Annotated in this window: 18 protein-coding genes; 11 read left to right on the forward strand and 7 right to left on the reverse strand. The window is 48.9% G+C overall.

Going from position 1 to position 24,412, the window contains the following annotated elements; all coding sequences use genetic code 11:
* Positions 1–455: 455 nt before the first annotated feature.
* Both PG862_RS07705 and PG862_RS07710 read right to left on the reverse strand, forming a co-directional pair.
* Positions 456–743 (reverse strand): hypothetical protein, encoded by a 288-nt coding sequence (locus PG862_RS07705; RefSeq protein ID WP_118673487.1) that lies wholly within the window; start codon positions 741–743, stop codon positions 456–458.
* A 289-nt stretch (positions 744–1,032) separates the two neighbouring features.
* Complete coding sequence (locus PG862_RS07710) at positions 1,033–2,589, reverse strand: glucan-binding protein (protein WP_270707028.1); 1,557 nt, start codon at positions 2,587–2,589, stop codon at positions 1,033–1,035.
* A gap of 366 nt (positions 2,590–2,955) precedes the next feature.
* Between PG862_RS07710 and PG862_RS07715 the strand changes: the two genes are divergently transcribed.
* On the forward strand, positions 2,956–4,611 hold the full coding sequence (locus PG862_RS07715; RefSeq protein ID WP_270707029.1) for an O-antigen ligase family protein: 1,656 nt from the start codon (positions 2,956–2,958) through the stop codon (positions 4,609–4,611).
* Between the two features lie 280 nt (positions 4,612–4,891).
* On the forward strand, positions 4,892–5,047 hold the full coding sequence (locus PG862_RS07720; protein ID WP_181357241.1) for a hypothetical protein: 156 nt from the start codon (positions 4,892–4,894) through the stop codon (positions 5,045–5,047).
* Positions 5,048–5,201: 154 nt separating this feature from the next.
* Here the strand turns inward: PG862_RS07720 and PG862_RS07725 are convergent, their stop codons facing one another.
* The 5 genes from PG862_RS07725 to PG862_RS07745 all read right to left on the reverse strand — a co-directional run bounded on the left by PG862_RS07725 (position 5,202) and on the right by PG862_RS07745 (position 10,626).
* Positions 5,202–5,741, reverse strand: a complete 540-nt coding sequence (locus PG862_RS07725; RefSeq protein ID WP_270707030.1) for a hypothetical protein — start codon at positions 5,739–5,741, stop codon at positions 5,202–5,204.
* A gap of 224 nt (positions 5,742–5,965) precedes the next feature.
* Positions 5,966–7,345 carry a cell wall-binding protein gene (locus PG862_RS07730; RefSeq protein WP_118293401.1) on the reverse strand — a complete coding sequence of 460 codons (1,380 nt, stop codon included), beginning with the start codon at positions 7,343–7,345 and terminating at the stop codon, positions 5,966–5,968.
* Between the two features lie 171 nt (positions 7,346–7,516).
* Complete coding sequence (locus tag PG862_RS07735; RefSeq protein WP_270707031.1) at positions 7,517–9,127, reverse strand: aldolase catalytic domain-containing protein; 1,611 nt, start codon at positions 9,125–9,127, stop codon at positions 7,517–7,519.
* 30 nt (positions 9,128–9,157) lie between these two features.
* Positions 9,158–9,823 (reverse strand): HAD hydrolase-like protein, encoded by a 666-nt coding sequence (locus tag PG862_RS07740; RefSeq protein WP_022359155.1) that lies wholly within the window; start codon positions 9,821–9,823, stop codon positions 9,158–9,160.
* Positions 9,820–10,626 (reverse strand): 3-deoxy-manno-octulosonate cytidylyltransferase, encoded by an 807-nt coding sequence (locus PG862_RS07745; protein ID WP_270707032.1) that lies wholly within the window; start codon positions 10,624–10,626, stop codon positions 9,820–9,822. The genes PG862_RS07740 and PG862_RS07745 overlap by 4 nt, the downstream gene beginning before the upstream one ends.
* A gap of 284 nt (positions 10,627–10,910) precedes the next feature.
* Here PG862_RS07745 and PG862_RS07750 point away from each other — a divergent pair, with 284 nt between their 5' ends.
* The 9 genes from PG862_RS07750 (at position 10,911) to PG862_RS07790 (ending at position 24,323) form a co-directional block, all read left to right on the forward strand.
* Positions 10,911–12,842, forward strand: coding sequence for a thiamine pyrophosphate-binding protein (locus tag PG862_RS07750; protein ID WP_270707033.1), 1,932 nt, complete (start codon positions 10,911–10,913; stop codon positions 12,840–12,842).
* A 16-nt stretch (positions 12,843–12,858) separates the two neighbouring features.
* A complete protein-coding gene (locus PG862_RS07755; RefSeq protein WP_117796036.1) occupies positions 12,859–13,794 on the forward strand; it encodes an NAD-dependent epimerase/dehydratase family protein in 936 nt (311 codons plus the stop codon).
* A gap of 251 nt (positions 13,795–14,045) precedes the next feature.
* Positions 14,046–15,020, forward strand: coding sequence for a glycosyltransferase family 2 protein (locus PG862_RS07760; protein ID WP_107001455.1), 975 nt, complete (start codon positions 14,046–14,048; stop codon positions 15,018–15,020).
* Positions 15,010–17,196: a glycosyltransferase family 2 protein gene (locus tag PG862_RS07765; protein WP_270487238.1), complete on the forward strand. Its 2,187-nt coding sequence runs from the start codon at positions 15,010–15,012 to the stop codon at positions 17,194–17,196. Before PG862_RS07760 ends, PG862_RS07765 begins: the two co-directional genes overlap by 11 nt.
* 6 nt (positions 17,197–17,202) lie before the next feature.
* Positions 17,203–18,201, forward strand: coding sequence for a glycosyltransferase family 2 protein (locus tag PG862_RS07770; RefSeq protein ID WP_022359149.1), 999 nt, complete (start codon positions 17,203–17,205; stop codon positions 18,199–18,201).
* 159 nt (positions 18,202–18,360) lie between these two features.
* Positions 18,361–20,226 carry an LCP family protein gene (locus tag PG862_RS07775; RefSeq protein WP_118524723.1) on the forward strand — a complete coding sequence of 622 codons (1,866 nt, stop codon included), beginning with the start codon at positions 18,361–18,363 and terminating at the stop codon, positions 20,224–20,226.
* A gap of 21 nt (positions 20,227–20,247) precedes the next feature.
* Positions 20,248–21,669, forward strand: a complete 1,422-nt coding sequence (locus PG862_RS07780) for an undecaprenyl-phosphate glucose phosphotransferase (RefSeq protein ID WP_022359147.1) — start codon at positions 20,248–20,250, stop codon at positions 21,667–21,669.
* 13 nt (positions 21,670–21,682) lie between these two features.
* Positions 21,683–23,380, forward strand: a complete 1,698-nt coding sequence (locus tag PG862_RS07785; RefSeq protein WP_270707034.1) for an LCP family protein — start codon at positions 21,683–21,685, stop codon at positions 23,378–23,380.
* Between the two features lie 28 nt (positions 23,381–23,408).
* A complete protein-coding gene (locus PG862_RS07790) occupies positions 23,409–24,323 on the forward strand; it encodes an AEC family transporter (RefSeq protein WP_270707035.1) in 915 nt (304 codons plus the stop codon).
* The last annotated feature ends 89 nt before the right edge of the window (positions 24,324–24,412 follow it).

Here is a 24,412-nt window from a genome sequence, read left to right on the forward strand (position 1 = left end):
GGATTACCCATAAGTATATTGTAGTAGTGATGAGTTAGGTGTGCCAATTATTTTAACAAAATGCAGAACAAATGTTTTCCTTGTAAAGAAATGCATGGTATAATATAAATATGGAAAATGTATATTTCTTACGAAAGAAAAATTACTTTCGTAGGTAGAGGAAATGGTATTCTTTACAGTATCATCTTGTCTAGTGCGCGAAGTATCGAAAACAGAAAGCAGGGACCTTTATGCAGATTGTATCCAGCTATGGAGTAGAAATTAAAAAAAAGAATATACCGCTCCGCGCTACGCTGGATATTTTTCGGAAAGCAGTTTCCTATCTGATTCCGGTAGATATGAAGATAATAAAAAAATAGTCCCTCTTTATGCCACTTTTTGCATATAAATTTCTATAATAAAAAGTGTGATCAAGTTTTTTAAATGAAATTTTGATCACACTTTTTTATATAGAATTATTTTTCTTTTGCCTGAGCACAGCGGCTAAATCCCCATTCACTCACATACAACACAGCAGCTGCTGGAATTGCTGTCACGCACACAACAACCAGATTAAACAGCCACTTGAAATTTGTAATAAAATGCAGGCTCTGGGGAACGGTAATTTTATCATACAGAAAAGCCAGAATCTGCGGATCTCTTGTCAAGATAAAAGCCAGAAATGCAACTCCTGCTCCAAGCACAACTGCCATACCAAAGAGCATCCCCCAGACACTCCATTTTGTCTTAGAATCTATCATCATGCGTTACGTCCTCCTTGAATTTGATAGTTGTAGTGTAACGCAAAGATGTGTTTCTTTTGTGAAAAGAATAGGAAATATTTCTTAATCTCTCTAAATTAAAGGAGAGCTGTCGCATTCATATGTGGCAGCTCTTTTTCTGACTAAATATGGTAACATTGTTTCTAGCAAAAAAGGTTGTAACACCATATAAGTGCACAACCCTTTTCATTTTATTCAGATCTGCCACATGTTTGTGTAACAGCTCTTCTTTTTTATTATATCATCAAATGTTATTTGAGATATAGATTATCTAGTTGCCAGTGTTCTGTGCTGTCTGTGCTGCCTGTGCTGCCTCATAATTATTTGTATTACCGATGTTTTGAACGCCCTGTCCGTCCTGTGCTGTCTGATAAATTACATTGTCGAACAGCTCAATCTTCGGTAATGTAGCGGCTTTCTTATAGTCAGTGGTAGTAGAAGACTGAATCTCGTATGTGTTCGTGAACGTAAACTTAACGTCATCAGCAAGATTTTCTACATCATACTCTTTAGAAGTAGATTTCTGAAGTTTACCTTTGTTGTTTACCAGATAGTATTTTTTATCTACAACATAGATTCTGTAATCATCATCTGCTTCCAGTCTCTTGCCATTCCAGTAAAGGTAACCGGATTTCTCACCTGTATAACCCTGACCATTCTTACCATTCTTGGTCTCGAAGTAGTATGTGTAGTTATCATCCTCTTCTTCAACATTAGCAATCTTGCCGGTCTTCATATAACCATCATTGTCGAAGTAGTAGAATTTCTTATCGATCATCTGTAAACCAGTCTGCATCTGACCTTTTTCATTGAAGCAGAAGTTCTTGCCATTGATCTTGATCTTCTTGGTATATACTTTAGCATTGTCATCAGTTAAGTGAGTATAGTTCTTCTCACCGTCATCAGCTCTCTTAGCTTTACCGTCTTTGAAGTAATACCAATCGGTATCATCGCCTGCCTTAAGTGCATCAGCACCATCGATCTGATACCAGCCATCAGCTCTCCAGCCCTCTTCAACTACGTTCATGTAACGTACTTCAGAAGCGGTAGCTGTGATGGAATCGCTATCCAGTTTTGCATTGGAAGCCATGGTTGCTTTAACACCATTGATCCACTCATACAGCATCTGACCATGCTCGTTGAAGTAGTAGTATTTACCGTTAATCTTCTTCTGCTTGGTAGAATTGTACATCTTACCATCGCTTCCGAACCAGTACCAACCTTCTTCATCACACGGATCATTATCATCCTGAGAATCATGTCTTACGGCATCTGCTGCATCTTTCTCATCATCATCTTCGGAATCCGGAGCAGCTAACCACAGCCAAGAAGAATTGGTTCTAGCACCGTCATCCTCTTCGCCTAAGTAGTATACGTTGTTGTTAGAATCAGCATACCAGCCATACTGCATTTTACCATCTTCGTCGAAGAAGTAAGTCTTGCCATTGATCTTTTTATCATCAGAAGTGGTCTTTTTGCCCTTGCTGCCGAAGTAGTACCAGCTTTCGCCATCCTCGTCCGGATCATCCTGATCGTCATCGGATACGGTCTTCTTCCACTCGTTAGTCAGCATATGACCATCTTCAGCTACATAGTAGTCATCGTCTACCCAAGAATCTGTCAGCATGTTGCCATCATCATCCAGATAGAACCACTTACCACCGTCCTTCTTCCACTCGCCTGTTACCATCTCATCGTCGCTATCATAGTAGTGCCAAACACCAGCGTCATCTTTCTGCCAACCAGCTGCGAAAGAAGTCATGGAAGCACCCATAGCGAGTAAAGCTGCTGCAGAAAGTACTGCAACTAATTTAGTCTGCTTTCTCATAATTAATGCACTCTCCTTTTTACTTTTTGAAATATTTTTCTCGAAATCCTAACTGCATTACCAGGTCATTATACTTCGGATATGGAAAAGTATCGCAAGTTGCAAAAAAAGGGAGAGATAATGTTACTGTTCACAGGTAGGCACTTTTGGAACCGAAAGTGCCGTAAGAAAACGTGGTGGCAGCAGGAATTTGCCGTATTTAAATGCGAAGCCACGGCAAATTCCGTTACTGGGCACGTATGCGTGAACAGTAACGAGATAATAGGGGAAATTTAAGATTTCCTTCCTTGCTATCCACAAAACGAAATGCTATACTGATACAAGCCGTTTCTCTGGTTTTACGAATAAGAAAAGGAGAAGAATGTGATGGAACAGACAGAGATTGCAAGAGAGCAGGGAGCTCCGACTGCATCCATTTTGGCAGAGCAGGCATGGGAGGGAAAAGTCCGAAAGGTTTTTTCATGGATTGTGTCGGTGTATCTGTGTGTGGTGTTTGGGGCATTTCCGCTATATTTCCATAATTATTATTATGATATTCTGGTATCGAAATATCAGTTTTACTGGCTCAGCACGGTTGCGATGCTGGCGTCATGCCTGATCGCAGCGATAGTATTTGCGTGCATGGACTTAAAGCGGTTTGGCGGGGCGCATGTGCGGCGCTTTTTGGGAGCGTTTCGACTGACTGAATTAAAAAAGCAGCCATTTGCCTATAAGGCGCTGGCAGTTTTCTGGGCGCTGGCACTGATATCGACGGTGCTGTCGGACTATGTGTATGAGTCGTTCTGGGGAAATGAGGGACGATTCAGCGGATTATTCTTGATTACGCTGTATGTGCTGGGAACGATTGTGATCAGCAAGTATGGTCGGATGAGAAAATGGTACCTGGATGTGTTTTTGGCATCGTCCGTTCTGGTCTGTCTGTTTGGAATCACAGATTATTTCCAGATGGATTTATTGGGATGGAAAAAGGGCGTGAGCAATGAACAGGGAAACCTGTTTGTATCTACATTGGGAAATATTAACACATATACGGCGTTTGTGGCGCTTACGATGGCGGTTGCCTGCGGCTGTTTTGTAAGTGAGAGAAAAGTGGGACGCCGTATCTGGTATTATCTGGTTTCGGCGCTGGCCTTTTTTGCATTGATTACCGGACAGAGTGATAATGCATATTTATCACTTGGAATGCTGTTTGCGGTGATGCCGCTGTTTTTATTTACGACATGGCGGGGCATCGCAGATTATGGTATTCTGGCGGCTACGTTTATGACCGTGATCAAGGTAGTAGATACGGTCAATAAAGTATATGCCGATCAGGTCATCGGTCTGGGCGGTGTGTTTGGCGTGTTGGTGCGCTATCGTTATCTGGAGGGAGTCGTCGTTTTATTCTGGATTCTGGCGGGGATTCTCTGTGTTTGGAAACGGAAGATGGAACAGACGAATCCAGAGAGCAAACCGGGACGATGGATTTGGCGTGGCTGGTGTGCAGTTTTGATTCTTGGATGCCTGGCAGTGGCATTTGTCTTCTATGATGCAAATCTGGGAGGACATGCGGAACGGTACAGCGCGTTGTCCCAGTATCTTGTTTTTGATGATGATTGGGGGACGAACCGGGGATATTGCTGGAGAATTGGCTGGCAGTCCTATCGCGAGCTGCCGTTCCTGCATCAGTTGTTTGGTTTTGGACCAGACACATATGGAATTCTGACTTGGGATTTCAGGCAGGATGCGCTGGATCGGTATGGAGTTTTCTATGAGAGCGCCCACAACGAATATTTCCAGTACCTTGTTACAATGGGACCGCTTGCGCTTGCATCCTATCTTGCGTTTCTGGGCGGCGCCTGCGTGAGAATGTGCAGAAAATGGAAAGAGTGCGCCTGGATTCTGGCGCCTGTTCTGGCGGTGCTCTGCTATGGAGCACAGGCAGTTGTTAATATCAACCTCCCGATCGCGACACCGATTATGTGGGCGATGCTGGCGATTGGGCTTGCACTCACAAGAGAGAAAGCAGAACAGGCAGAATAGCTCAAATAGACAGAATGGATTAAATAGACAGCAAATCCGGGCAGATTCGGCGGAAAAGCCGAAATGACGAACTTTGTCGATTGAGAATTTAAAGTAATGTGTGAACAGTAGCTGAGCGATGCTTCGTGTCGAAATTTGCGATCGATAGACTCTTTTATTTTTCTTAAAATCGGTTTATAAATAATATGAAACGAAAAAACGATAGGATCGCCTGGCAGAGCTGCGTTATGCAGTGTGGTCATCTGAATGGAAGAACAGGCAGTCAAAAGGAGGAGAGTTTATGGATGAAGCTAAAAAATTGGTCGTTTTGGAACAGGAAAATGAAGAATTAAAGCGTGAGCTTAAGGAGTTATTTAAAACTCTGGATCAGATGAATCAAAGCTTAAACCGGATGATTGACCACTACATACTCTGTAAGACGGAGAAGGCGGGATAAGCGGAGAAACTGGATAAGATGGGAGAGAAGAGGCTCATTTATACCAGATGGAGCAAGTGAACAATCAAATCAAAAATTAAATACTAAATCGAATATCAAAGCCGCATGATTCAGAAGGTATGTTATTAAACCAGAATGAATCATGCGGCATTTTTTATTTACTCTGTGTAATATGTAGTCGGCGCGTCAATTCCCAGATTAAATCATGCATCCAGGAGACAGTCTGCTCCAGCTGCTCGTTTTTCTCTCTTAGCGCCAATACTTCCTGATAGAGAGTTTCTTTGTCGGAATCTTTTGAAATATCCGGATGGATCTTCGAGGAAGTGGAAGACGATTTTGTTTTACCCGGTGCTGCGGAATGATCTGTCATCAATTTGGTGTTATCAGGTGCTGCATTTTGATCCGACGATTTTGCATCATCCGGTGATTTGCTCCGGCCGGATGGCTTTGTCTGCCCTGGTGCCTTAGCCTTGTTCGCCTGTTTGGCTTTAGAATCCAAAGGGCTTGCCGCATTAATCATGTGTCTGGAAATCAGGATCTGCCGTTGTGGATAGTCTAAGTCCATGAAATCCTGATACGGAATGGGAAGAGGAGTCATGGCGATTGAGCAATGCGGACACACCGCATTGGCAACGAGCTGAAAGAATCCATAATGTCCACAGTTTGGACAGCAATAAACATTTAAACCACGCATAGAGTTGCCTCCGTAGAAGTAAGAGTTGAGTCATTGGGAGAAAAATGAAAACATCCCCTTTATTATAATACGTTTTAATCGGGAACATTATAACTGGTTTTTAGAAAAAAATTTAAAAATTTCCAAAAAAATTTTTAAAACGATAAAAAAAGACATCTTTCAGAAAAAATACCGCGGTGTCACAAAAGTGTCCTGCGGTATTTGAACGGATGCAATATTATATTTTACTGGATGATTCCAGATGTGTCAACTGTCCAGGCAGTATCATTGCTGTCTTTGATATCCTTGAACCCTTTTCCGAGTTCCGGACGGGAAGCGGAAGAGGAGGAAGAGGTTGCTTTCTGGATGGTGCCGCTGGTGTTTACCAGGTAGCGTTTTTCACCGATGGAAACCGGCTCATAGCGGAGTTCCGGATCCGCCTTCTTTAAAAGACCGTTTACATAAACCTGGTTATCGCGCTCTCCATGGTAGCCCTGTCCTTTGAGGGAACCTTTGGTCTGGAAATACCAGATCTGGTTTTCTTCTAAATCATCATTGTAAATAGTCTGCTTGCCGGTACGCATCACGCCGTCGTCGCCGAAGTAGTAGGAGGCGAAGCTGCCATCCGCCTGTTTCAGGCTCTGAAGCCCGGTCTGCATTTCACCGCGCTCGTTGAAGCAGTAGCGCTCGGAATTGATGGTGAAAATAGCAAGATCCTTCTCGGCAAAGTAAGCAGTTCCGTTTTTAAAGAAGAAGGAAAATGGCTCTTCTTCTTCGCTGATGCCCGGTGCCCCTTCAATGGTGTACCAGCCGCTTGCCCGGCGTCCGCCATTTTCCGGATCGTAATAGCGGAAATCGTTTAAGCTGACAGTGTCTGTGGCAGAGTTGTCCGTTGTTGCTGCTTCGTTTGAAGGTGTGCTGGAGCTTACAAAGCCAGCTTCCGCGACATTGATCCAGCCTGTCTGCATCTGGCCGTCGATGAAGGTGTAGTAGCCATTGTCGATTTTGCGGTCCATCTGGTTTACGATCATGCGTCCTTCGGTGTCAAAATAGCACCAGACATCTTCATCGTCGGTGTCTTTCGTGATGGTTTCCAGCAGAATCCATCCGGTTTTTCTGGCGCCGTCATCCTCCTCGCCGAGGTAGTAGGTCTGTCCGTCCAGCTCCAGAAGCCCGGTCTGCATCAGTCCGTCCTCGTCGAAATAGTAGGTTTTTCCGTTGATGCTCATCCATTTGGCAGTTACAATCTTGCCGTCCTTGCCAAAATAGAGCCAGGAGCCGCCGTCCGGAGAATCCGGGCTGTCGTAGCTGATCTCATTTTCAGCCGAAACCCATTGGTTCTTTGCCATGTGCCCCTCATCGTTGACGAAATAGTCATCGACTCTCTGATTGGTAGCAATCTCGCCTTCCTCATCGAGATAAAACCAGTCGCCATTCCGCTTTTTCCATGTGTTTGTCTCTTTATAGCCGTCCTCATCGTAGTAATAAAGACGACCATCTTCCTCTGTCCAGCCGCTCTGAGCCGCCAGAACTCTGTAAGTTCCCGTATTTGTCATTATAGGTGCAGCAGCCGCGAACAAAGCCGCAGCGGATAAAACAGCTAAAGTTTTAGTTTGCTTACGCATGGTATAATCTCTCCTTTTTGAAAATGCGAAAATCCATCGCTGCATTACGGGGCTTATTATACGGGGATTATGCGTAAAAAGATAGTGTGCGTTGCTGGAAAGGGTGGAGAGATGTGGAAAAAGGGGTGAACCAGCTGGAACACCCCTTTTTCTATATGAAAATATAATTTTTTATTTTACGTATTTCGAATCCGTCAGGAACTCCAGCGTTAGCGTTCCTGCCAGCCTCTCCAGCGTATCTATCACATACTGGTTAATACTCTGTGATTTTTCCCGCGCGATCCGGTAGTCCATCGCGGAATTATAGTAGTTGTCTCCATCGACCGTATATCCGTCGAATCCCGCGCAGGCGGCGTGGTGGACGCTTGTTTTGGTCAGGACGTTCAGCAGCATGACAAAGGAATTATCGATGATCTCTGCATTCTGGTCGATCAGGGAATTATAGTTTAAGGTGTAATCAAAATGTGTATCTTTGACATTCGTCACGTTCGAGGTCGCGATGACGCGCACCGGGCGTCCCTGGGCGTCGGCGTGCTCGAGCAGGCGGTTGTTGAGCTGGACATACCGCCTGGAATTACTTAAGAACGCATAATCGATTGGAATTCCCTCCGGGATAAAATTGACGGAGATTGTGATCGGATTGTGCGCCTTAATATAGGAAAGAATTGCCTCCTTTTCCAGTTCCAGATTCTTTCCCGGACCGAGCAGCAGAAGCGGGCGCTCGCTCCAGGAAGCACTCAATGCCTGAATATCGGCTTCGTCATTGCATTCTGTGCTCTGATACCTGCGGTACAGTGTTTCAATGTAATCTTTGTCGTAGAGCAGTTTTTTCTCCGGCTCAATCGCATCCAGAATCGTATTGATGGATTTAAGCGACAGGGTGTGTTTATCCATCAGGAAGCGGACGTAGTTCGGATGGCAGTTGTTGGAGGCGGAAATATAGAAGAACAGGTTATATCCCCATGGGCTCTTGCGGAAGAACGGCATGATGCTGATGTCGATCGCCTCGAGCATCTGACTGACATTGAAATTGCGTCCGAATACGGTGTTCATATACATGGAAATGAGTTCGATCGGAAGATTTCCGGCGCTTTTTCCCATACCGTACAGGGTGGCATCAACTAAAACGGTGCGGTCTGCCGGTTCGCGTAAGACTTCCATGCTGTTCGAGTATGCGAGCTGGAAGTTATTGTGGGAGTGGTAGCCGATCGCGATCGATGGTTTTAAGTTGTAGTTTAAGAGCTGGAAATAGTGCAGCAGGTTATCCTGATGCAGCAGACCGTAGGTGTCTACAAGGGACATCGCATACGGTTCCAGATCGTTGACAAGGTCAACCAGATCCAGAAGCTCACGGTCGGAGTAGCTGGTGATCGAAACCGCCTGTGCAAACACTTTGTAGCCCAGTTTTTTGACTTCGTGGCAGAACTGGATCGCCTCATGCATCACATGTTTTTTGAAAATGACGCGGATGCCGTCGATGTAGGACTCAGAACATGGGCTTAAATTAGAAATATCGCAGGTTCCGTAGTCGATCATGGCGACGATCATCGTATTTCCCTTGTCCAGCTTGCCGAAAATCTGATCGGCACACTGGGTTGTCGGCATGATCGTGCGGTTGCGGTCGAAGGTGCGGCGGTCATCCAGAAAACCAACTTCCAGAATGTCCACGCCCGCGCTGATCAGACGTTCAAAAATAGTAACAATATTGTCGTGACCGAACTCCCAGTCGTTGACGTAGCCGCCGTCGCGGAGAGTGCAGTCGAGTAATTTGACTTGTTTCATGATGTTTGTCCTCTTGTTATGTTTGTAATTTTAAAAATTGACTCCCAGAAATGCCCCGATATCATGCGTATCCTTTGCCGTATAAACCGGCGCATATTCCTGCCATGCCTCCGCGGTATCTGGTCCGAAGCCGTAGGTAACTGCCATAAAATCGACAGCTGCCTCTTTGGCACCTTTTCCGTCGGAAGAGGTATCACCGATAAGAACTGCCTCGGATGGAGACAACTCCAAAGCTTTTAAGCACTTGTGCAGAACGTCAGCCTTCGTCATTTTGCTGGCAAAATCGCTGCCGCAGATGGAGTCACAGAGTTCTGTGAAATGGTAATGTTCCAGCAGAGTCAGCGCATAATCTTCACGTTTCAGGGTGGCAACCCCGATCTTGCAGCCCTGTGCGCGGAGTGCGCGGATCAGGTCTTTGATACCGGCGTATGGCTCGGCTTTCAGCAGGTCGTGATCCTTGTACTGGGTGCGGAAAATCTCGGTTGCGTGGTTCGCGGCGTCCTCGTCCAGTCCGTAGAGGCGGATGAGCGACAGCTTGACGGGCGGTCCGATAAAGGTGCGGAGTGTCGCCTCGTCGAGGGCAGGTTTTCCAAGTGCTTCTACCGTGTGGCGCACGCTCGCAAAGACGCCTTCGGATGTATCGAGCAGCGTGCCGTCGAGGTCGAAGATCACGCCGCGGTATGTTTTCTTATTCATAGGGTGCTAGTCCTCCTGTGTAAAATTGCCTGTACTGTTTCAAGGTCGACGGGGGTGTCTACGGAAAGCGTATATCCGCAGATGGGAAGAAATAGGATCGTTTTCCCATATTCGAGGAAACGCAGCAAATCCACGCCCTCGATCTGTTCCAGAATGCCCGGTCTGCTCTGACAGAAGAAATCGAGCGATTCCCGCGTATAAAGCCCGATACTCACAAATTTCCGGGAAGGTTTGTCAAGCGTCCCCTTGCGGAATGGAATTGGCGCACGGGAAATGTAAAGCCCTGTGCCGTCCGGGCGGCAGACCACTTTTATGTTGGATGGATCGGCTGTCTCGGCATCGTTCGGGATATCTGCCATGGCATTGATGAGAAATGGACGCTGTACATTCTCTTTTGAGGTAATAACAGTAAGCGCCTGCTCCATAAAATTTTGCAGAATCTCCGGTGTCAGAAGCGGTTCATCCCCGCCGATCATCGCATAAAAATCAAATTTCCGCGAAGAAGCAGACTTGGAATCTTCCAGAATCGTCACCGCCTCCTGAATGCGGGAGGTCGGATTCTGATGGGAATGGGAGGTGAAAACCGCCTCAAATCCATATGTCTGGCAAACAGCAGCAATCTCAGGGCTGTCGGTCGCAGCGTAAACGGCATCAAATACACCGCTGTCCCGCGCCGCTGCGAGAACCCGCACAACCATTGGAATCCCATCAATCTGTTTCAATGCCTTTCCCGGAAAGCGAACCGAATTAAGCCGCGCCGGAATCAGCGCGCAGACCTTTTTTTTCTGTGCTAATCGATTCATAAGACGTTCCTCTGTATGATAAAAATGCAGTTACATAAAGTAAACTGAACCGTAACGATTCAGGCATATCGATGTGAATCGGATGCCGACCTTTATTATAGAAAAGAAATAGGAAAAACACAAGACAACATAAGAAAAATATAAGTTGAGAAAAAAGACCGTAACTGTTCGCAGTAACAAAAGAACGTTTCAGAAGAAGGGAAAACGCCGTGCTGGCTATGAAAAGAGAAATATGTGTGATATAATATGAACACTTGACAAGGTATTTTCAGGAGGAAATCAAAATGAAACAGAAACTTTCTAATTATATAGCAGAAAAGCTTCTCGCATCCGGCATCACGGATGTGTTTATGATCACGGGCGGCGGCGCGATGCATCTGGATGACGCGCTGGGGCATCAGGAAGGGCTTCACTGCCTCTACAATCATCATGAGCAGGCATGTGCGATGGCAGCGGAGGCGTATGCCCGCATCCACAACAAGATTGCGGCAGTGTGCGTGACGACGGGACCTGGCGGCATCAATGCGATGAACGGCGTTGCGGGCGGATTTCTGGATTCAATCCCGATGTTTGTCATTTCTGGACAGGTGCGTTATGACACGACAGCGCGCAGCACGGGACTTCACCTGCGCGCGATGGGCGATCAGGAGTATGATATCACCAAATCGGTTGCCAATATGACAAAATACTGTGAGATGGTGATCGATCCGATGCGTATCCGCTTCTGTGTGGAAAAAGCCCTGTATCTGGCGTACAACGGCCGTCCGGGTCCTACCTGGCTGGATATTCCGCTGAATGTGCAGGCGGCAATGATCGAGACAGACGATCTGATCGGCTTTGATCCGGAGGATTATGAGGCGGGCGGAACCGGCTGGGCGGCAGAGAGCGCGTCCGAGATCCCGGAGGATACTGCCGGAAAGGGTGAATTTCGTGCAAAGCTTCCGGCGCGTGTGACGAAGGAGACGGCGCGTGCGATCATCGAGAAAGTCCGCACCTCCAAACGTCCGGTGATCAATGCCGGAAATGGTATCCGTATCGGCGCGGCGCACGATGTTTTCATGCGCGTGGTTGAAAAGCTGGGAATCCCGGTTGTGACCGGCGCGGACAGCATCGACTGTATCTATGACGAACACCCGCTGTACATCGGAAAAGGCGGCAACGTCGGCGATCGCCCGGGCAACTTCGCGATCCAGAACAGCGATCTGGTGCTGTCGCTCGGAAGCCGTCTGAGTTTCCGTCAGGTCGGTTACCGTTTTACTACCTGGGCGCGCGAGGCGTATGTGATTGTGAATGATATCGATGCCGAAGAGCTGAAAAAGCCGACCTTGCATGTGGACATGCCGGTTCACGCGGATGTGAAGGATCTTCTGACCGTGATGGACGAGGTTCTTTCGGAGGAAGGAAAAGCGGACGGCGCGGCTTCGATGACGCAGGAGTACAAGGACGCGCAGGCAGAGTGGCTGCGTATCTGCCAGGGCTGGAAGCATGATTATCCGGTGGTTCTGCCGAAGCACATGAACGGCGGCACGGAGACAGAGGCAAACGTATATGCATTTGCGTATGAGATGAGCCGCCGTTTAAATGAGAACCAGATCGTGGTTGTGGGGAATGGATCTGCAAATGTTGTGTGTGGACACGCAAATATTATGAAAAAGGGACAGAGATTTATCTCGAACTCCGGCATCGCTTCGATGGGCTACGGACTTCCAGCATCGATCGGCGCGTGCGTGGCAGATCACAGCCAGGATATTATCCTGATCACCGGAGACGGCAGTATTCAGATGAATTTACAGGAGCTTGAGACAGTTGTCAGCCACCGGATGCCGATCAAGATCTTCATTATCAATAACGGTGGTTACCATTCCATCCGCCAGACCCAGAAGAATTTCTTCGGCGAGCCGCTCATCGGTATCGGCGTGGACAGCGGCGATCTTGGATTCCCGAGTATGGAAAAGCTGGCGTGGGCGTATGGATTCCCATATGTATCGATTCATGGAAACAAGGAGCTGGGCGAGAAGGTAGAAGAAACACTGGCGATGGACGGCCCGGTGATCTGCGAGGTGTTTGTAACGCTGGATCAGAACTTTGAGCCAAAGTCCGCGGCGAAGAGACTGCCGGACGGAACGCTTGTATCGCCGCCGCTGGAGGATCTGTCCCCATTCCTGCCGGACGAGGAGATGGACCGTATCATGCTGATTCCGCGTATTAAAAAATAGTAAAGGAAACGATAGAATGAAGATAGTTGTCACAGGTGCCACCAGCTTTGTAGGTCTGGGGGCGGTGCGCGAGCTGTTACATCGCGGACATCAGGTATACGCCGTACTGCGGGAACATTCGACGAAAGCGGATCTGCTGCGGGAAAATGGAAAATTTCCGCAGGGACTCACGATTTTGGAGGAGGATCTGGGGAATCTCTCGAAACTGCCGGAACGGATTCCGGGCGGATGCGATGTGTTTCTCCATATGGGCTGGCGCGGTGCAGGGAGTGATTCACGGAAAAATGAGTCAGTCCAGGAGGAGAGCGTGCAGGACGCGCTGAATGCCGTCCGCGTGGCGAAAGACCTCGGATGCCGGCGGTTTCTCTTTACAGGTTCGCAGGCGGAGTATGGCGTCAAGAGCGAGCTGACAGACGAGGAGACGGTCTGCGAGCCGACCTCCCCGTATGGACGCGCGAAACTGGCAGTACGGCAGCAGGCGGAAGTGCTCTGCCGGGAACTGGGACTGGATTACGGGCATGCACGGATTTTCAGCACGTATGGACCGGGTGATCACCCGTGGTCGCTTCTTTCCTCCTGTGTCCGGGTCTTCCGGGCAGGGGAGAAGATGACGATGACCGCCTGCACGCAGCTCTGGAACTTCATGTATATTGACGATGCGGGGCGCGCTCTGGCGGATCTGGCAGAATATGCGGGAAATCTCACGGATCACGGATGTGTCTACAATCTGGGCGGTCCGATGGATGAGACAGGACCGCTGCGCGGGTTTGTCGAGACGGTCTATGAGCTGTGCGGCAGGCAGGGCAGCATGGAATTTGGCGTCCGCCCGCCGAATGCAGAGGGAATCGTCAATCTAATCCCGGATATCCGCAAGATGGAGCGGGTGGTTGGCTGGAAGCCACAGGTATATTTTGAAGAAGGAATGAAGAGAATTCTAGCTTTTCAGAAATGATTTTTCTGCCCTCTGTGCAGAGTGACGGGAGAGAATGGTAAATATTTGGACATATTTTATCAGTTTATGCCAAGTAAATAGCGAAGCAGCCAAAAATCGTTAAGAAAATTGTAGGTTGTCAAAAGAGAGAAAGACGTTTAAAATAAAGGCAGTATAGCCGAAGCGGCTTTCTCTTTTTTTTGTGTTCGAAATTTGGTGGAACGAAACAGAAGAGTTTAAACAAAAAGCAAATTAATAGGAATCAGAAAAGTATGAAAAAAATCAGTATATTAATTCCCTGCTACAACGAGGAAGAGAATGTAGGTCCGATCAGCGAGGCGGTTGTGGAGACGCTGGAGCGCGATCTGCCGGAATATGACTATGAGCTTGTCTTTATCGACAATGATTCGACGGACCAGACGCGCCCGATTCTTCGGAAGATCTGCAGCGAGAATCCACGGATCAAGGCAATTTTTAATGCCAAAAACTTTGGACAGTTCAATTCCCCGTATTATGGAATGTTACAGTGTACCGGCGACTGCGTGATCAGCATGGTGGCAGATTTTCAGGATCCGGTCGATATGATCCCGAAATATGTCCATGAGTGGGAAAATGGCTACAAGATTGTCATCGGCATCAAGACGGGAAGCAAGGAAAACCCGATCATGTATGCGCTGAGGAGCTGCTATTACAAGATGATAAAGAAACTCTCCGATGTCGAGCAGATTGAGCATTTTACCGGTTCGGGTCTGTATGACCGCGATTTTATTGAGATTCTGCGGGAGCTTGACGATCCGACGCCGTTTCTGCGCGGAATCGTGGCGGAGCTTGGTTATAAGCGCAAGGAGATCCCATATATCCAGCCGCAGCGCCGCGCAGGCAAGACACACAACAATTTTTACCGGCTCTACGATGCCGCGATGCTCAGTGTGACCTCCTATACGAAGGTCGGTCTGCGCCTGGCGACGATCTTTGGAAGTATCTGCGCGGCGATCAGTATGATCGTGGCGATTGTATATCTGGTGATGAAACTGCTTCACTGGTATGATTTTCCGGCTGGTATGGCGCCGGTTCTGATTGGAATGTGCTTTTTAGGGTCGGTTCAAATCTTTTTCATTGGTCTGGTGGGAGAGTATATTTTATCGATCAATTCGAGAGTCATGAAGCGTCCGCTGGTAGTGGAGGAAGAGCGGCTGAATTTTGATACACCGGTAAAAAAAGTTGGGGGCAAACAGCATGAAATGTAATGTCGATGTAGTTCGGATTCGTGAAAATTCGATTCAGCTCAATGGCTGGGCGATCGGAAAGACGCCGGAGACGGAGATCACCTATCAGGTTGAAGATGGGGCACATCAGCCGATTCGGTTTCAGTATGTGGCGACCCGCCGCGACGACGTCAGCCAGATTTATTTTGGGCGAACGGTAGAAAAAGAGCTTGGATTTGATATCCAGTTCCCGTATGAGCGCGGAAAAGATTATTATCTGATCGCAAAAGGCGAGGGACGCAAAATCCGCATTAAATATAATGAAGAACTGATCCGCAAGCGCAGCAGTGTGGCGCACAAGCGGATGCAGAAGATCCGCGATCTGATGAACATGGAGACTGTGCGGGTCTGCCTGGATTTCTGGAAGGAAAACGGTCTGAAAGCCCTGCTGGTAAAATCCAAGCACAAACTGCAGGGAATTGACAATGACTACGATTACGGCGAGTGGTATTCACTGACGAAGCCGACGGCGGAGGAGCTGGAGGAACAGAGGAAAAAGGTGTTTGACGCGCCGGTTAAATTCTCGATCGTGATTCCGGCATTTAAGACACCGGAGCGATTTCTGCGGGAAATGCTGGATTCGATCGCGGAACAGACATACGCAAACTGGGAGGTCTGCGTGGCGGACGGCAGTCCGGCAGGACAAAGCTGCGAGCGGGTGCTGGAGCAGTATGCGAAGAAGGACAGCCGCTTTAAATACGTAATTTTAGGCGAAAATAAGGGCATTTCCGGCAATACGAATGCAGCAATGGATATGGCGACCGGCGATTATATCGTGCTGGCAGACCATGACGATAAGCTGACACCGAATGCTCTCTATGAGTGTGCGAAACTGTTACAGGAACATCCGGGATGCGACTGCTTCTATTCGGATGAGGACAAGCTGGATATGGACGGCGGCGCTTTGTTTGATCCGCATTTTAAGCCGGATTTCAATATCGATCTGCTCTGCAGCGTCAACTATATCTGCCATCTGTTTGTAGTCAGCCACGATCTGGCAGCGCAGGTGGGCGGGTTCCGTCAGGAATACGACGGGGCGCAGGATTATGACTTCATTTTCCGTTGTACGGAGAAGGCGAAGGAGATCCGCCATATCCCGAAGGTGCTGTATCACTGGCGCTGCCACAAGGATTCGACAGCGAGCAACCCGGAGAGCAAGCTGTACGCATTTGATGCGGGTGCGCGCGCGATCATGGATCATTATAAACGCGTCGGTATCGAGGCGGAGCGCGTGGAAAAAGGTGTGGACTACGGCATTTATCACTCTGTATATAAAATTCAGGGGGAACCGCTGGTATCGATCATCATTCCGAACAAGGATCACCATACGGATCTGGATCTATGCCTGCGGGCGATTGAGACGCGGGCAACGTACCGCAATGTTGAGTTTATCATTGTAGAGAACAACAGCACGGAGAAGGAAACCTTTGAATACTATGAAAAGATTCAGAAGGAATTTTCCAATGTCCATGTGGTAACCTGGGAGCGCGAGTTTAACTATTCGGCGATCAACAACTTCGGCGTGACCTTCACAAAGGGCGAATATCTGCTGTTTTTAAATAATGATACCGAGCTGATTGCGGAGAATTTCATCGAGGAGATGCTGGGACTGTGCCAGCGGGAGGACGTCGGCGCCGTTGGCGCGAGACTGCTCTATCAGGATGATACGATCCAGCATGCGGGCGTCGTGGTTGGTTTCGGCGGCATCGCAGGGCATACGTTTATCGGGCTTCATAAGGCGGAAAACAGCTATTTCCACCGTGCGATGAGTACACAGGATTACAGCGCTGTGACGGCGGCGTGCCTGATGACAAAGAAAGCGCTCTTTGATGAGGTCGGCGGCTTTACGGAGAAGCTGGCGGTCGCATTTAACGATATCGATTATTGCATGAAAGTGCGGGCATCAAATCATTTAGTGGTTTACAATCCGTACGCATTGCTGTATCATTATGAGTCGAAGTCAAGAGGACTGGAGGATACGCCGGAGAAGGTGGCGCGTTTTAACCGGGAGATCAGGATTTTCTCGGAGCGCTGGCCGGAGATCCTTAAAGATGGAGATCCTTACTACAATCCGAACCTGACGCTGCGGAAGTCCAATTTCGCCCTCAGGGATCTGAAAAAAGAGAAAATCGGAGAACCGTATCATCTGGAGGTATAACCCGGGATGGAGATTACAACGACAATTATTATTCCCAATTATAATGGGTTAAAGTTTATGGACGAATGCATCCGTTCACTGAATGCACAGACGTATCCGAATTTCCGGACGCTGGTGGTGGACAACGGTTCGACGGACGGAAGCGTGGAGTGGCTGAAGGAACATCAGATCGATACGATTTTCCTGCCGGAAAACACGGGATTTTCCGGCGCAGTCAACGTCGGAATCAAGGCGGCAGACACACCGTATGTGCTGCTTTTAAATAATGACGTCCGGGTGGACGAGTATTTCGTGGCGGAGATGGTGCGTGCGATCGGTCAGTCGGAGCGCATCTTTTCCGTCAGCAGCCGGATGATCCAGATGTACCATCCGGACAGGCTGGATGATGCAGGCGATATGTATTCCCTGCTTGGCTGGGCGTACCAGCGCGGCGTGGGACGGGATCTTACGCATTACCGCCGTTCAAGCCGGGTATTCTCGGCGTGCGCGGGCGCAGCGATCTACAGGAGAGAGGTATTTGAGGAGATAGGCTATTTCGATGAGATGCATTTTGCCTATCTGGAAGATATTGATGTGGGCTATAGAGCCCGGATTGCGGGTTATGATAATATATACTGCCCGGCGGCGCTGGTATGGCACGTCGGAAGCGGAACCAGCGGTTCCAAGTACAATTCATTCAAGGTTAAGCTGGCGGCACGCAACAATGTGTATCTGAATTATAAAAATATGCCGTGCTTACAGCTTATCATAAATGCGATTCCGATCGCAGCGGGGATTTTCGTGAAATATTCATTTTTCAGGAAACTCGGGTTTGGAAAAGATTATCTGGAAGGTCTGAAAGAAGGCATACGGACGGCAAAGAAGTGTAAAAAAGTGGCGTACCGCCCGGAACGGCTTAAAAATTATCTGGCGATAGAGCTGGAACTTTTAGCCGGGACATTTCTCTATGTCTATGAATTTGCTGTGAGACAGATCGAGAAAAAAGCAGCATCTGATAAATCGTGAGGAAAAGGTTAGAGTTGTTACTGGGCGCGTATGTGTGGACAGTAACTTAGAGTTTGCGCGATGTGTGAACGGTCATGGTTTAGCAGATGCAACACGGAGAAAGGCTGCTTATCAGACAATGTCTGAGCGGCAGCAAGCAAGTGAAAGATGAGGTAGCTTATGAATTATGAGGATGATGAGCTGGAGCGCATGAGGGCGCGCCGCGAGGGCAGAAGCAGCCGTGCCAGTCAGGCAGGGTATTCTTCGCGCGGCAGTTCTGCTTCCGGCACCAGCCGCAGAAGAGTCAGCAGTACAGTCGAAAATAGCCAGAGAAAAGGTGAGGCGGGCAGCGGTTCAGTACGTTCCGGCTACAGCGGTCCTAAGAGCGCTGGAAGTGGAAAAAAGAGTTCGGGACGCCGCGGCAGCCATTACCGTAAATCGGCACGCCACAGAAAGCATATGATCATTGCGGCGGAGATTGTCGTGATTATATTGATGATTCTGGGCGGTGCGTTCTGGTATATGTATCACAGAACCTTCGGTTCTATGCAGAAGATTGATTTTAACGAGGACCAGGTTAAGAACGTCAACCTGTCCCAGGAACAGATCGATGATATGAAGGGCTACATGACCGTGGCGTGCTTCGGTGTCGATTCGCGAAGTGAGCACGGGCAGATGAATGTCGGAAAAGGTACGAACGCGGATGTCAACATGATTGCCAATATCAATCTGGAGACGGGTGAGATCCGCCTTGTATCGGTATTCCGGGACAGTTATCTGAATATCAACGATAAAAACTCTTATAATAAGATCAACGCCGCTTACGCACAGGGCGGTCCGGAGCAGGCAGTTAAGGCGCTGAATAAGAACCTGGGTCTTAACATTACCCAGTATGCGACGTTCAACTGGAAAGCGGTTGCGGATGCCATCAACATTCTGGGCGGTGTAGATGTCGAGCTGAGCGATGCAGAGTTCTCCTGGATCAATGCCTTCATCACGGAGACAGTAAAGGAGACTGGTATCGGTTCTCATCAGCTGACCCATGCGGGCAATGTACATCTGGATGGTATTCAGGCAGTTGCATACGGACGTATCCGTTATTCAGATACGGACTATGCGCGTACCGAGCGTCAGAGAATTATTCTTCAGAAAGCCTTTGATAAGGCAAAAAATGCAGACTGGGCGACACTCAACTGTCTGATTCAGACGATCATGCCGCAGCTTGCAACCAATGTTGATATTACGGATTTGATTCCGCTGGCACGCAATATCGCGAAGTTCCATATCGGTGAGACCGCCGGATTCCCGGCAGCCAGAGGCGAGCAGGATGTTGGAAAGATCGGCGACTGCGTTATCCCGCAGACACTGGAGTACAACGTAAAAGAGCTTCATAAGTTCCTGTTTGATGAGGAAGATTATCAGGTTCCGTCCAATGTCAAGGAGTACAGCAGCCATATCGCGCAGGTAACAGGTCTTACGACGAATGCGAAGCTGATCGGTCATGTTCCGGTCGATCAGGGTGTCAGCGCCCAGACGTTTATCAAGAAACGGGCGAGCCGGATTGCCGCGCAGGCAGCGGCGAAGGATGCCGCTAAGAAGTCATCGACGAGTGCTTCGGACGAGTCGGATGACGAGAGCGGGGATGAGACCAAGAAGGGCGAGAGCGAGAGCTCGATCGGATTGGACGAGATCTTTGATCCGGATGAAGACTGGATTGACTGGGAGGAAGAAGAGTCGAAGAGCAACAGCAGTAAGGGACCAGGAACAACGACGACTCCCGGCAAGAAAAATCATACGGATAAGACAACCGAGGCGGATGATTCTTTATCCGGACCAGGCAGCACATCGGAGACGAAGTCTTCCATTGCAAAACCGGGATCTACAACCACAACGGCGGCAGAGACATCGGCATCCAGTGAAAAGACTTCTCCGGGTGCATCAGATAATTCTGGTGTGAAAAGTCCGGTCACAGAGATTCAGGAACCGGGGGATTCCGGAAACAGCGATGCAGCAGGCCCCGGCGGTCCGGCAGGTCCGGGAGCTTAATCTGAATTCAGGTGATATACTATGATAAAAGATAACCAGAAACGGCTGAACCATTTCCACGTAGTGCTGGACGCATGTGTCATTGCATGCGCCTACGCACTTGCGTGGTTTATCGTCAATGGAACGCCGTGGTTTAATGTAACAGGGCATAATAAGAGCGCAATGGCAGTCGTCTATCTGGCGGCTGGCGTTCTTATTGTACCGTTTTATTTGATTTTATACGCATTTTTTCATCTTTACACGCCCAAACGGGTTCAGGGAAGACGGGTGGAGTTAGCCAATATTTTTAAGGCGAACATCATCGGTCTTTTGGTGATCTCACTGATGCTTTACCTAGGCGGTAAAAATGAGTATTTCCACAACTTCTCCCGTCCGATGGTATTTTTGTTTTTTGGCATCAATCTCTTTGCTGAGATTCTGATGCGGAATATCCTGCGGATAGCGCTTCGGTCGATGCGGTCGAAGGGATATAACCAGAAGCATCTGCTTCTGGTCGGTTACAGCCGGGCAGCGGAAGGATTTATTGACCGTGTGAATGTCAACCCGGAGTGGGGCTATAAAATTCGCGGTATTCTGGATGACCATGAGGAGTGGGGCAAAGAATATAAGGGAGTGCGCGTGATCGGCAAAATTGACGATCTGGATACGATTCTGGCGCTCAATACGCTGGATGAGATCGCGATCACCCTGAGCATCCAGGAGTATGGAAAACTGGAAAAAATCGTGGCAGGCTGTGAAAAATCGGGTGTGCATACGAAATTTATCCCGGATTATTATAACTTTATCCCGACCCGTCCGTTTATGGAGGATCTGCAGGGACTTCCGGTGATCCACATCCGCCATGTGCCGCTCACGAATCTGCTCAACGCAACGATGAAGCGGACGATGGATCTGGTCGGCGGCATGATGGCGCTCATCCTGTTTTCACCGGTGATGCTGGTGACGGCGATTCTTATAAAGGCGACTTCGCCGGGACCGGTCATTTTCTGTCAGGAGCGGGTGGGACTTCACAATAAGCCGTTTAAGATGTATAAGTTCCGATCGATGGCGGTACAGTCGGCGGCAAAGGAGAAAAGCCAGTGGACGACGCCGGGAGACCCGCGTGTGACTCCGATTGGAAGATTTATCCGGAAGACGAGCATTGACGAGCTTCCGCAGCTGTTTAATGTTCTGAAGGGCGATATGAGCCTGGTTGGACCGCGCCCGGAACGCCCGTTTTTCGTTGAAAAATTCAAGGAAGAGATTCCGCGTTATATGATCAAACACCAGGTGCGTCCGGGAATGACTGGATGGGCACAGGTCAATGGTTACCGGGGCGATACCTCGATCACGAAGCGGATTGAGCATGATCTGTATTACATCGAGAACTGGACGCTGGGATTTGATTTTAAAATCATGTTTTTGACGGTTTTTAAGGGCTTTATAAATAAAAACGCGTATTGATGAGGAAAACCACATGGGATATGAAGAAGAAAGAGATAGGTCAGGACACCGCCGGAGCCGACGGGCAAAACCGTCGGAGATGGAAGACGATGGTCTGACACTGATCACGGATTCATTTACGGAACGCCGGGAGGACGGATCCCACCGGAGCGGAGATAGAAGCCGAAGTGGTCAGAAAGCGACAAAGAGGGGACAGACGCAGCCTGGCAGCAGCCGGGAGAGCCGGAATCAGGAGAAAACCCGGACCATGAACCGGTCGGATATTTACGCCGACCCGGTTAAATTGAAAGCGCGCCGGAAAAAGAAGCGGAAGATATGGTTTATTCTTCTGGAGATTGCAGTGCTGATCGGGATTCTCTGCTTTGCGGGATATTCGTATATCAGCAGCCGTCTGGATCTGATGCAGCGGCTTCCGTGGAACCCGGATGAGATCAAAAACGTCGAGATTTCGGAGGAGAAGCAGGAGCAGATGAGCGGTTACTGGACGATCGCGGTTTTCGGTGTGGATAGCCGTAACTTATCGGTCGGAAAGGGCAACAACTCGGATGTCAATATTCTCTGCAACATCGATCAGGGAACCGGTGAGATACGTCTGGTTTCGGTGTACCGGGATTCATATTTAAATATCAGCGACAAGAATACCTACAACAAAATCAACGCCGCTTATATGCAGGGCGGACCGGAGCAGGTTGTCAAGGCGCTCAATAGGAACCTGGATATCGATATTGACGATTATGCGACCTTTAACTGGAAAGCCGTTGCAGATGCGATCAACATTCTGGGCGGCATTGACGTGGAGATCACGAAATCAGAGTTTTATTATATCAATGCGTTCATTTCTGAGACGGTCAAGGCGACCGGCGTCGCTTCGACCCAGCTTAAATCAGCGGGCATGAACCATCTGGACGGTGTGCAGGCGGTTGCATATGGGCGTCTCCGTCTGATGGATACGGACTATGCCCGTACCGAACGGCAGAGAAAGGTTATTTCCCTCGCGTTTGAGAAGATGAAAAAAGCAGATTGGGCGACGATCAACAATATTGTGCAGACGGTATTTCCACAGGTGGCGACCAGCATCGAGATCAATGATCTGTTGAAGATAGGACGAAATATTACGCGTTACCATCTGACCGAGACGACCGGTTTCCCGTCGGAGCTGAGGGAAAAGAAGATGGGACGCAAGGGCGCCTGCGTCATCCCGCAGACGCTGGAGAGCAATGTCATCGAGCTGCATCATTTCCTGTTTGGCGATGAGGAATACACGCCGACTGAGACGGTCCGGACGATCAGTCAGAAAATTGTATCAGATACGGGCGTTCATGGCACGAAACAGGCAGAAACGAAGGCATTGCCGAAGACGACCGAGGCGACGACAATTTCCATCCTGGATCCGACGCAGGAGAGCGGCGCGGACGAAAGCCAGGAAGCCGGGAGCGGCAGCGACGAGTCGGAGAAAGAGACCGGTAATGCTTCGGAAACACAGGAGAATGACGTTTCTGAGCAGGAAAGCCGTCCGGACGGTACGCATGCATCAAAGGAAAATGCGCGGGAGAGCAGTGAGGCAGAGTCTGGCGGTTCTTCGCCGGCATTTCCGGGCAGAAATTCTGGCACCGGCACGGAGAATGGCAGAGAAAAACCTTCCGGCAGCGGTTCCCCGAATGGAAGCAGTGCACCGGGAAGTAAGACGGATGCGGGAATCATCATTGAGTGATGAGAGAGTGTGAAACGGAGGAAATGCTTTGAATTTAGATGGTTTGTACCGGATGCAGGGAATGTTATTTTCCCTGATGATTCTGGGTGCATTCTTAAAGAAGAAGGGAATTATTACGGATGAGGGAAAAAGGGTCATTGCGGATCTGGTCATCTTTGTGACACTTCCCTGCAGTATCATCGAGTCATTTGAAGTAGAACTGAGCATGGATATCTTAAAGAGCAGCGCACAGGCGCTGCTCGTCTCGTGTATGGTTCAGGTGGCTTGTTATATCTTAAATATGGTACTGTATCCGGGTGTGGGAGAGGAAAAAAAGAAGGTTCTCAAATACGCGACGATGGCGTCCAATGCCGGGATTCTGGGAAATCCGGTGGCGGAGGGCATCTTCGGCTCGATGGGGCTTTTCTACGCCTCTTTTTACCTGATTCCGCAGAGAACTGCGATGTGGTCGCTGGGAATGACGTATTTTACGAAGGCGCCGGATCGGAGGACGCTGATTAAAAAGATATGCACGCATCCGTGTATTGTCTCCGTATTCATCGGCTTTGGGCTGATGCTTTTGCAGATGCAGATTCCGGGATTCCTGGGAGATACGGTACATAGCTTAAACAAGGCAAACACGGCAGTCTCCATGATTTTCGTCGGAACCGTTCTGGCGGAGGCAGATATGAAGACGATGATCACGCCACTCAGCTGCTACTATGCCGCCGTGCGCCTGCTCCTGATTCCGGCGCTTGTGTGGATCGGCTGCCTCCTGTTCCATATCGACACGCTGGTGATGGGGATTTCTGTGGTGCTGGCAGCGATGCCGGCAGCAAGCACGACGGCGATTCTTGCCGCGAAATATGGCGGGGATGAAGTCTTTGCGACGAAGTGTGTGGTATTTACGACGCTGCTTTCGATGGTGTCGGCACCGGTTTGGTGTATGGTGCTGCAGCGGTAATCCCTTAGTTACTGTTCACGGGTAGGCACTTTTGGAACCGAAAGTGCCGTAAGAAAACGTGGTGGCAGCAGGAATTTGCCGTATTTGAA

Source organism: Clostridium fessum (assembly GCF_027698965.1).
Classification (GTDB): domain Bacteria; phylum Bacillota; class Clostridia; order Lachnospirales; family Lachnospiraceae; genus Otoolea; species Otoolea fessa.

Bases quoted from the DNA above. Each gene is read 5' to 3' on its own strand.
- PG862_RS07705 (WP_118673487.1), bottom strand. From the start codon at position 743: ATGATGATAGATTCTAAGACAAAATGGAGTGTCTGGGGGATGCTCTTT.
- PG862_RS07710 (WP_270707028.1), bottom strand. From the start codon at position 2,589: ATGAGAAAGCAGACTAAATTAGTTGCAGTACTTTCTGCAGCAGCTTTA.
- PG862_RS07715 (WP_270707029.1), top strand. From the start codon at position 2,956: ATGGAACAGACAGAGATTGCAAGAGAGCAGGGAGCTCCGACTGCATCC.
- PG862_RS07720 (WP_181357241.1), top strand. From the start codon at position 4,892: ATGGATGAAGCTAAAAAATTGGTCGTTTTGGAACAGGAAAATGAAGAA.
- PG862_RS07725 (WP_270707030.1), bottom strand. From the start codon at position 5,741: ATGCGTGGTTTAAATGTTTATTGCTGTCCAAACTGTGGACATTATGGA.
- PG862_RS07730 (WP_118293401.1), bottom strand. From the start codon at position 7,345: ATGCGTAAGCAAACTAAAACTTTAGCTGTTTTATCCGCTGCGGCTTTG.
- PG862_RS07735 (WP_270707031.1), bottom strand. From the start codon at position 9,127: ATGAAACAAGTCAAATTACTCGACTGCACTCTCCGCGACGGCGGCTAC.
- PG862_RS07740 (WP_022359155.1), bottom strand. From the start codon at position 9,823: ATGAATAAGAAAACATACCGCGGCGTGATCTTCGACCTCGACGGCACG.
- PG862_RS07745 (WP_270707032.1), bottom strand. From the start codon at position 10,626: ATGAATCGATTAGCACAGAAAAAAAAGGTCTGCGCGCTGATTCCGGCG.
- PG862_RS07750 (WP_270707033.1), top strand. From the start codon at position 10,911: ATGAAACAGAAACTTTCTAATTATATAGCAGAAAAGCTTCTCGCATCC.
- PG862_RS07755 (WP_117796036.1), top strand. From the start codon at position 12,859: ATGAAGATAGTTGTCACAGGTGCCACCAGCTTTGTAGGTCTGGGGGCG.
- PG862_RS07760 (WP_107001455.1), top strand. From the start codon at position 14,046: ATGAAAAAAATCAGTATATTAATTCCCTGCTACAACGAGGAAGAGAAT.
- PG862_RS07765 (WP_270487238.1), top strand. From the start codon at position 15,010: ATGAAATGTAATGTCGATGTAGTTCGGATTCGTGAAAATTCGATTCAG.
- PG862_RS07770 (WP_022359149.1), top strand. From the start codon at position 17,203: ATGGAGATTACAACGACAATTATTATTCCCAATTATAATGGGTTAAAG.
- PG862_RS07775 (WP_118524723.1), top strand. From the start codon at position 18,361: ATGAATTATGAGGATGATGAGCTGGAGCGCATGAGGGCGCGCCGCGAG.
- PG862_RS07780 (WP_022359147.1), top strand. From the start codon at position 20,248: ATGATAAAAGATAACCAGAAACGGCTGAACCATTTCCACGTAGTGCTG.
- PG862_RS07785 (WP_270707034.1), top strand. From the start codon at position 21,683: ATGGGATATGAAGAAGAAAGAGATAGGTCAGGACACCGCCGGAGCCGA.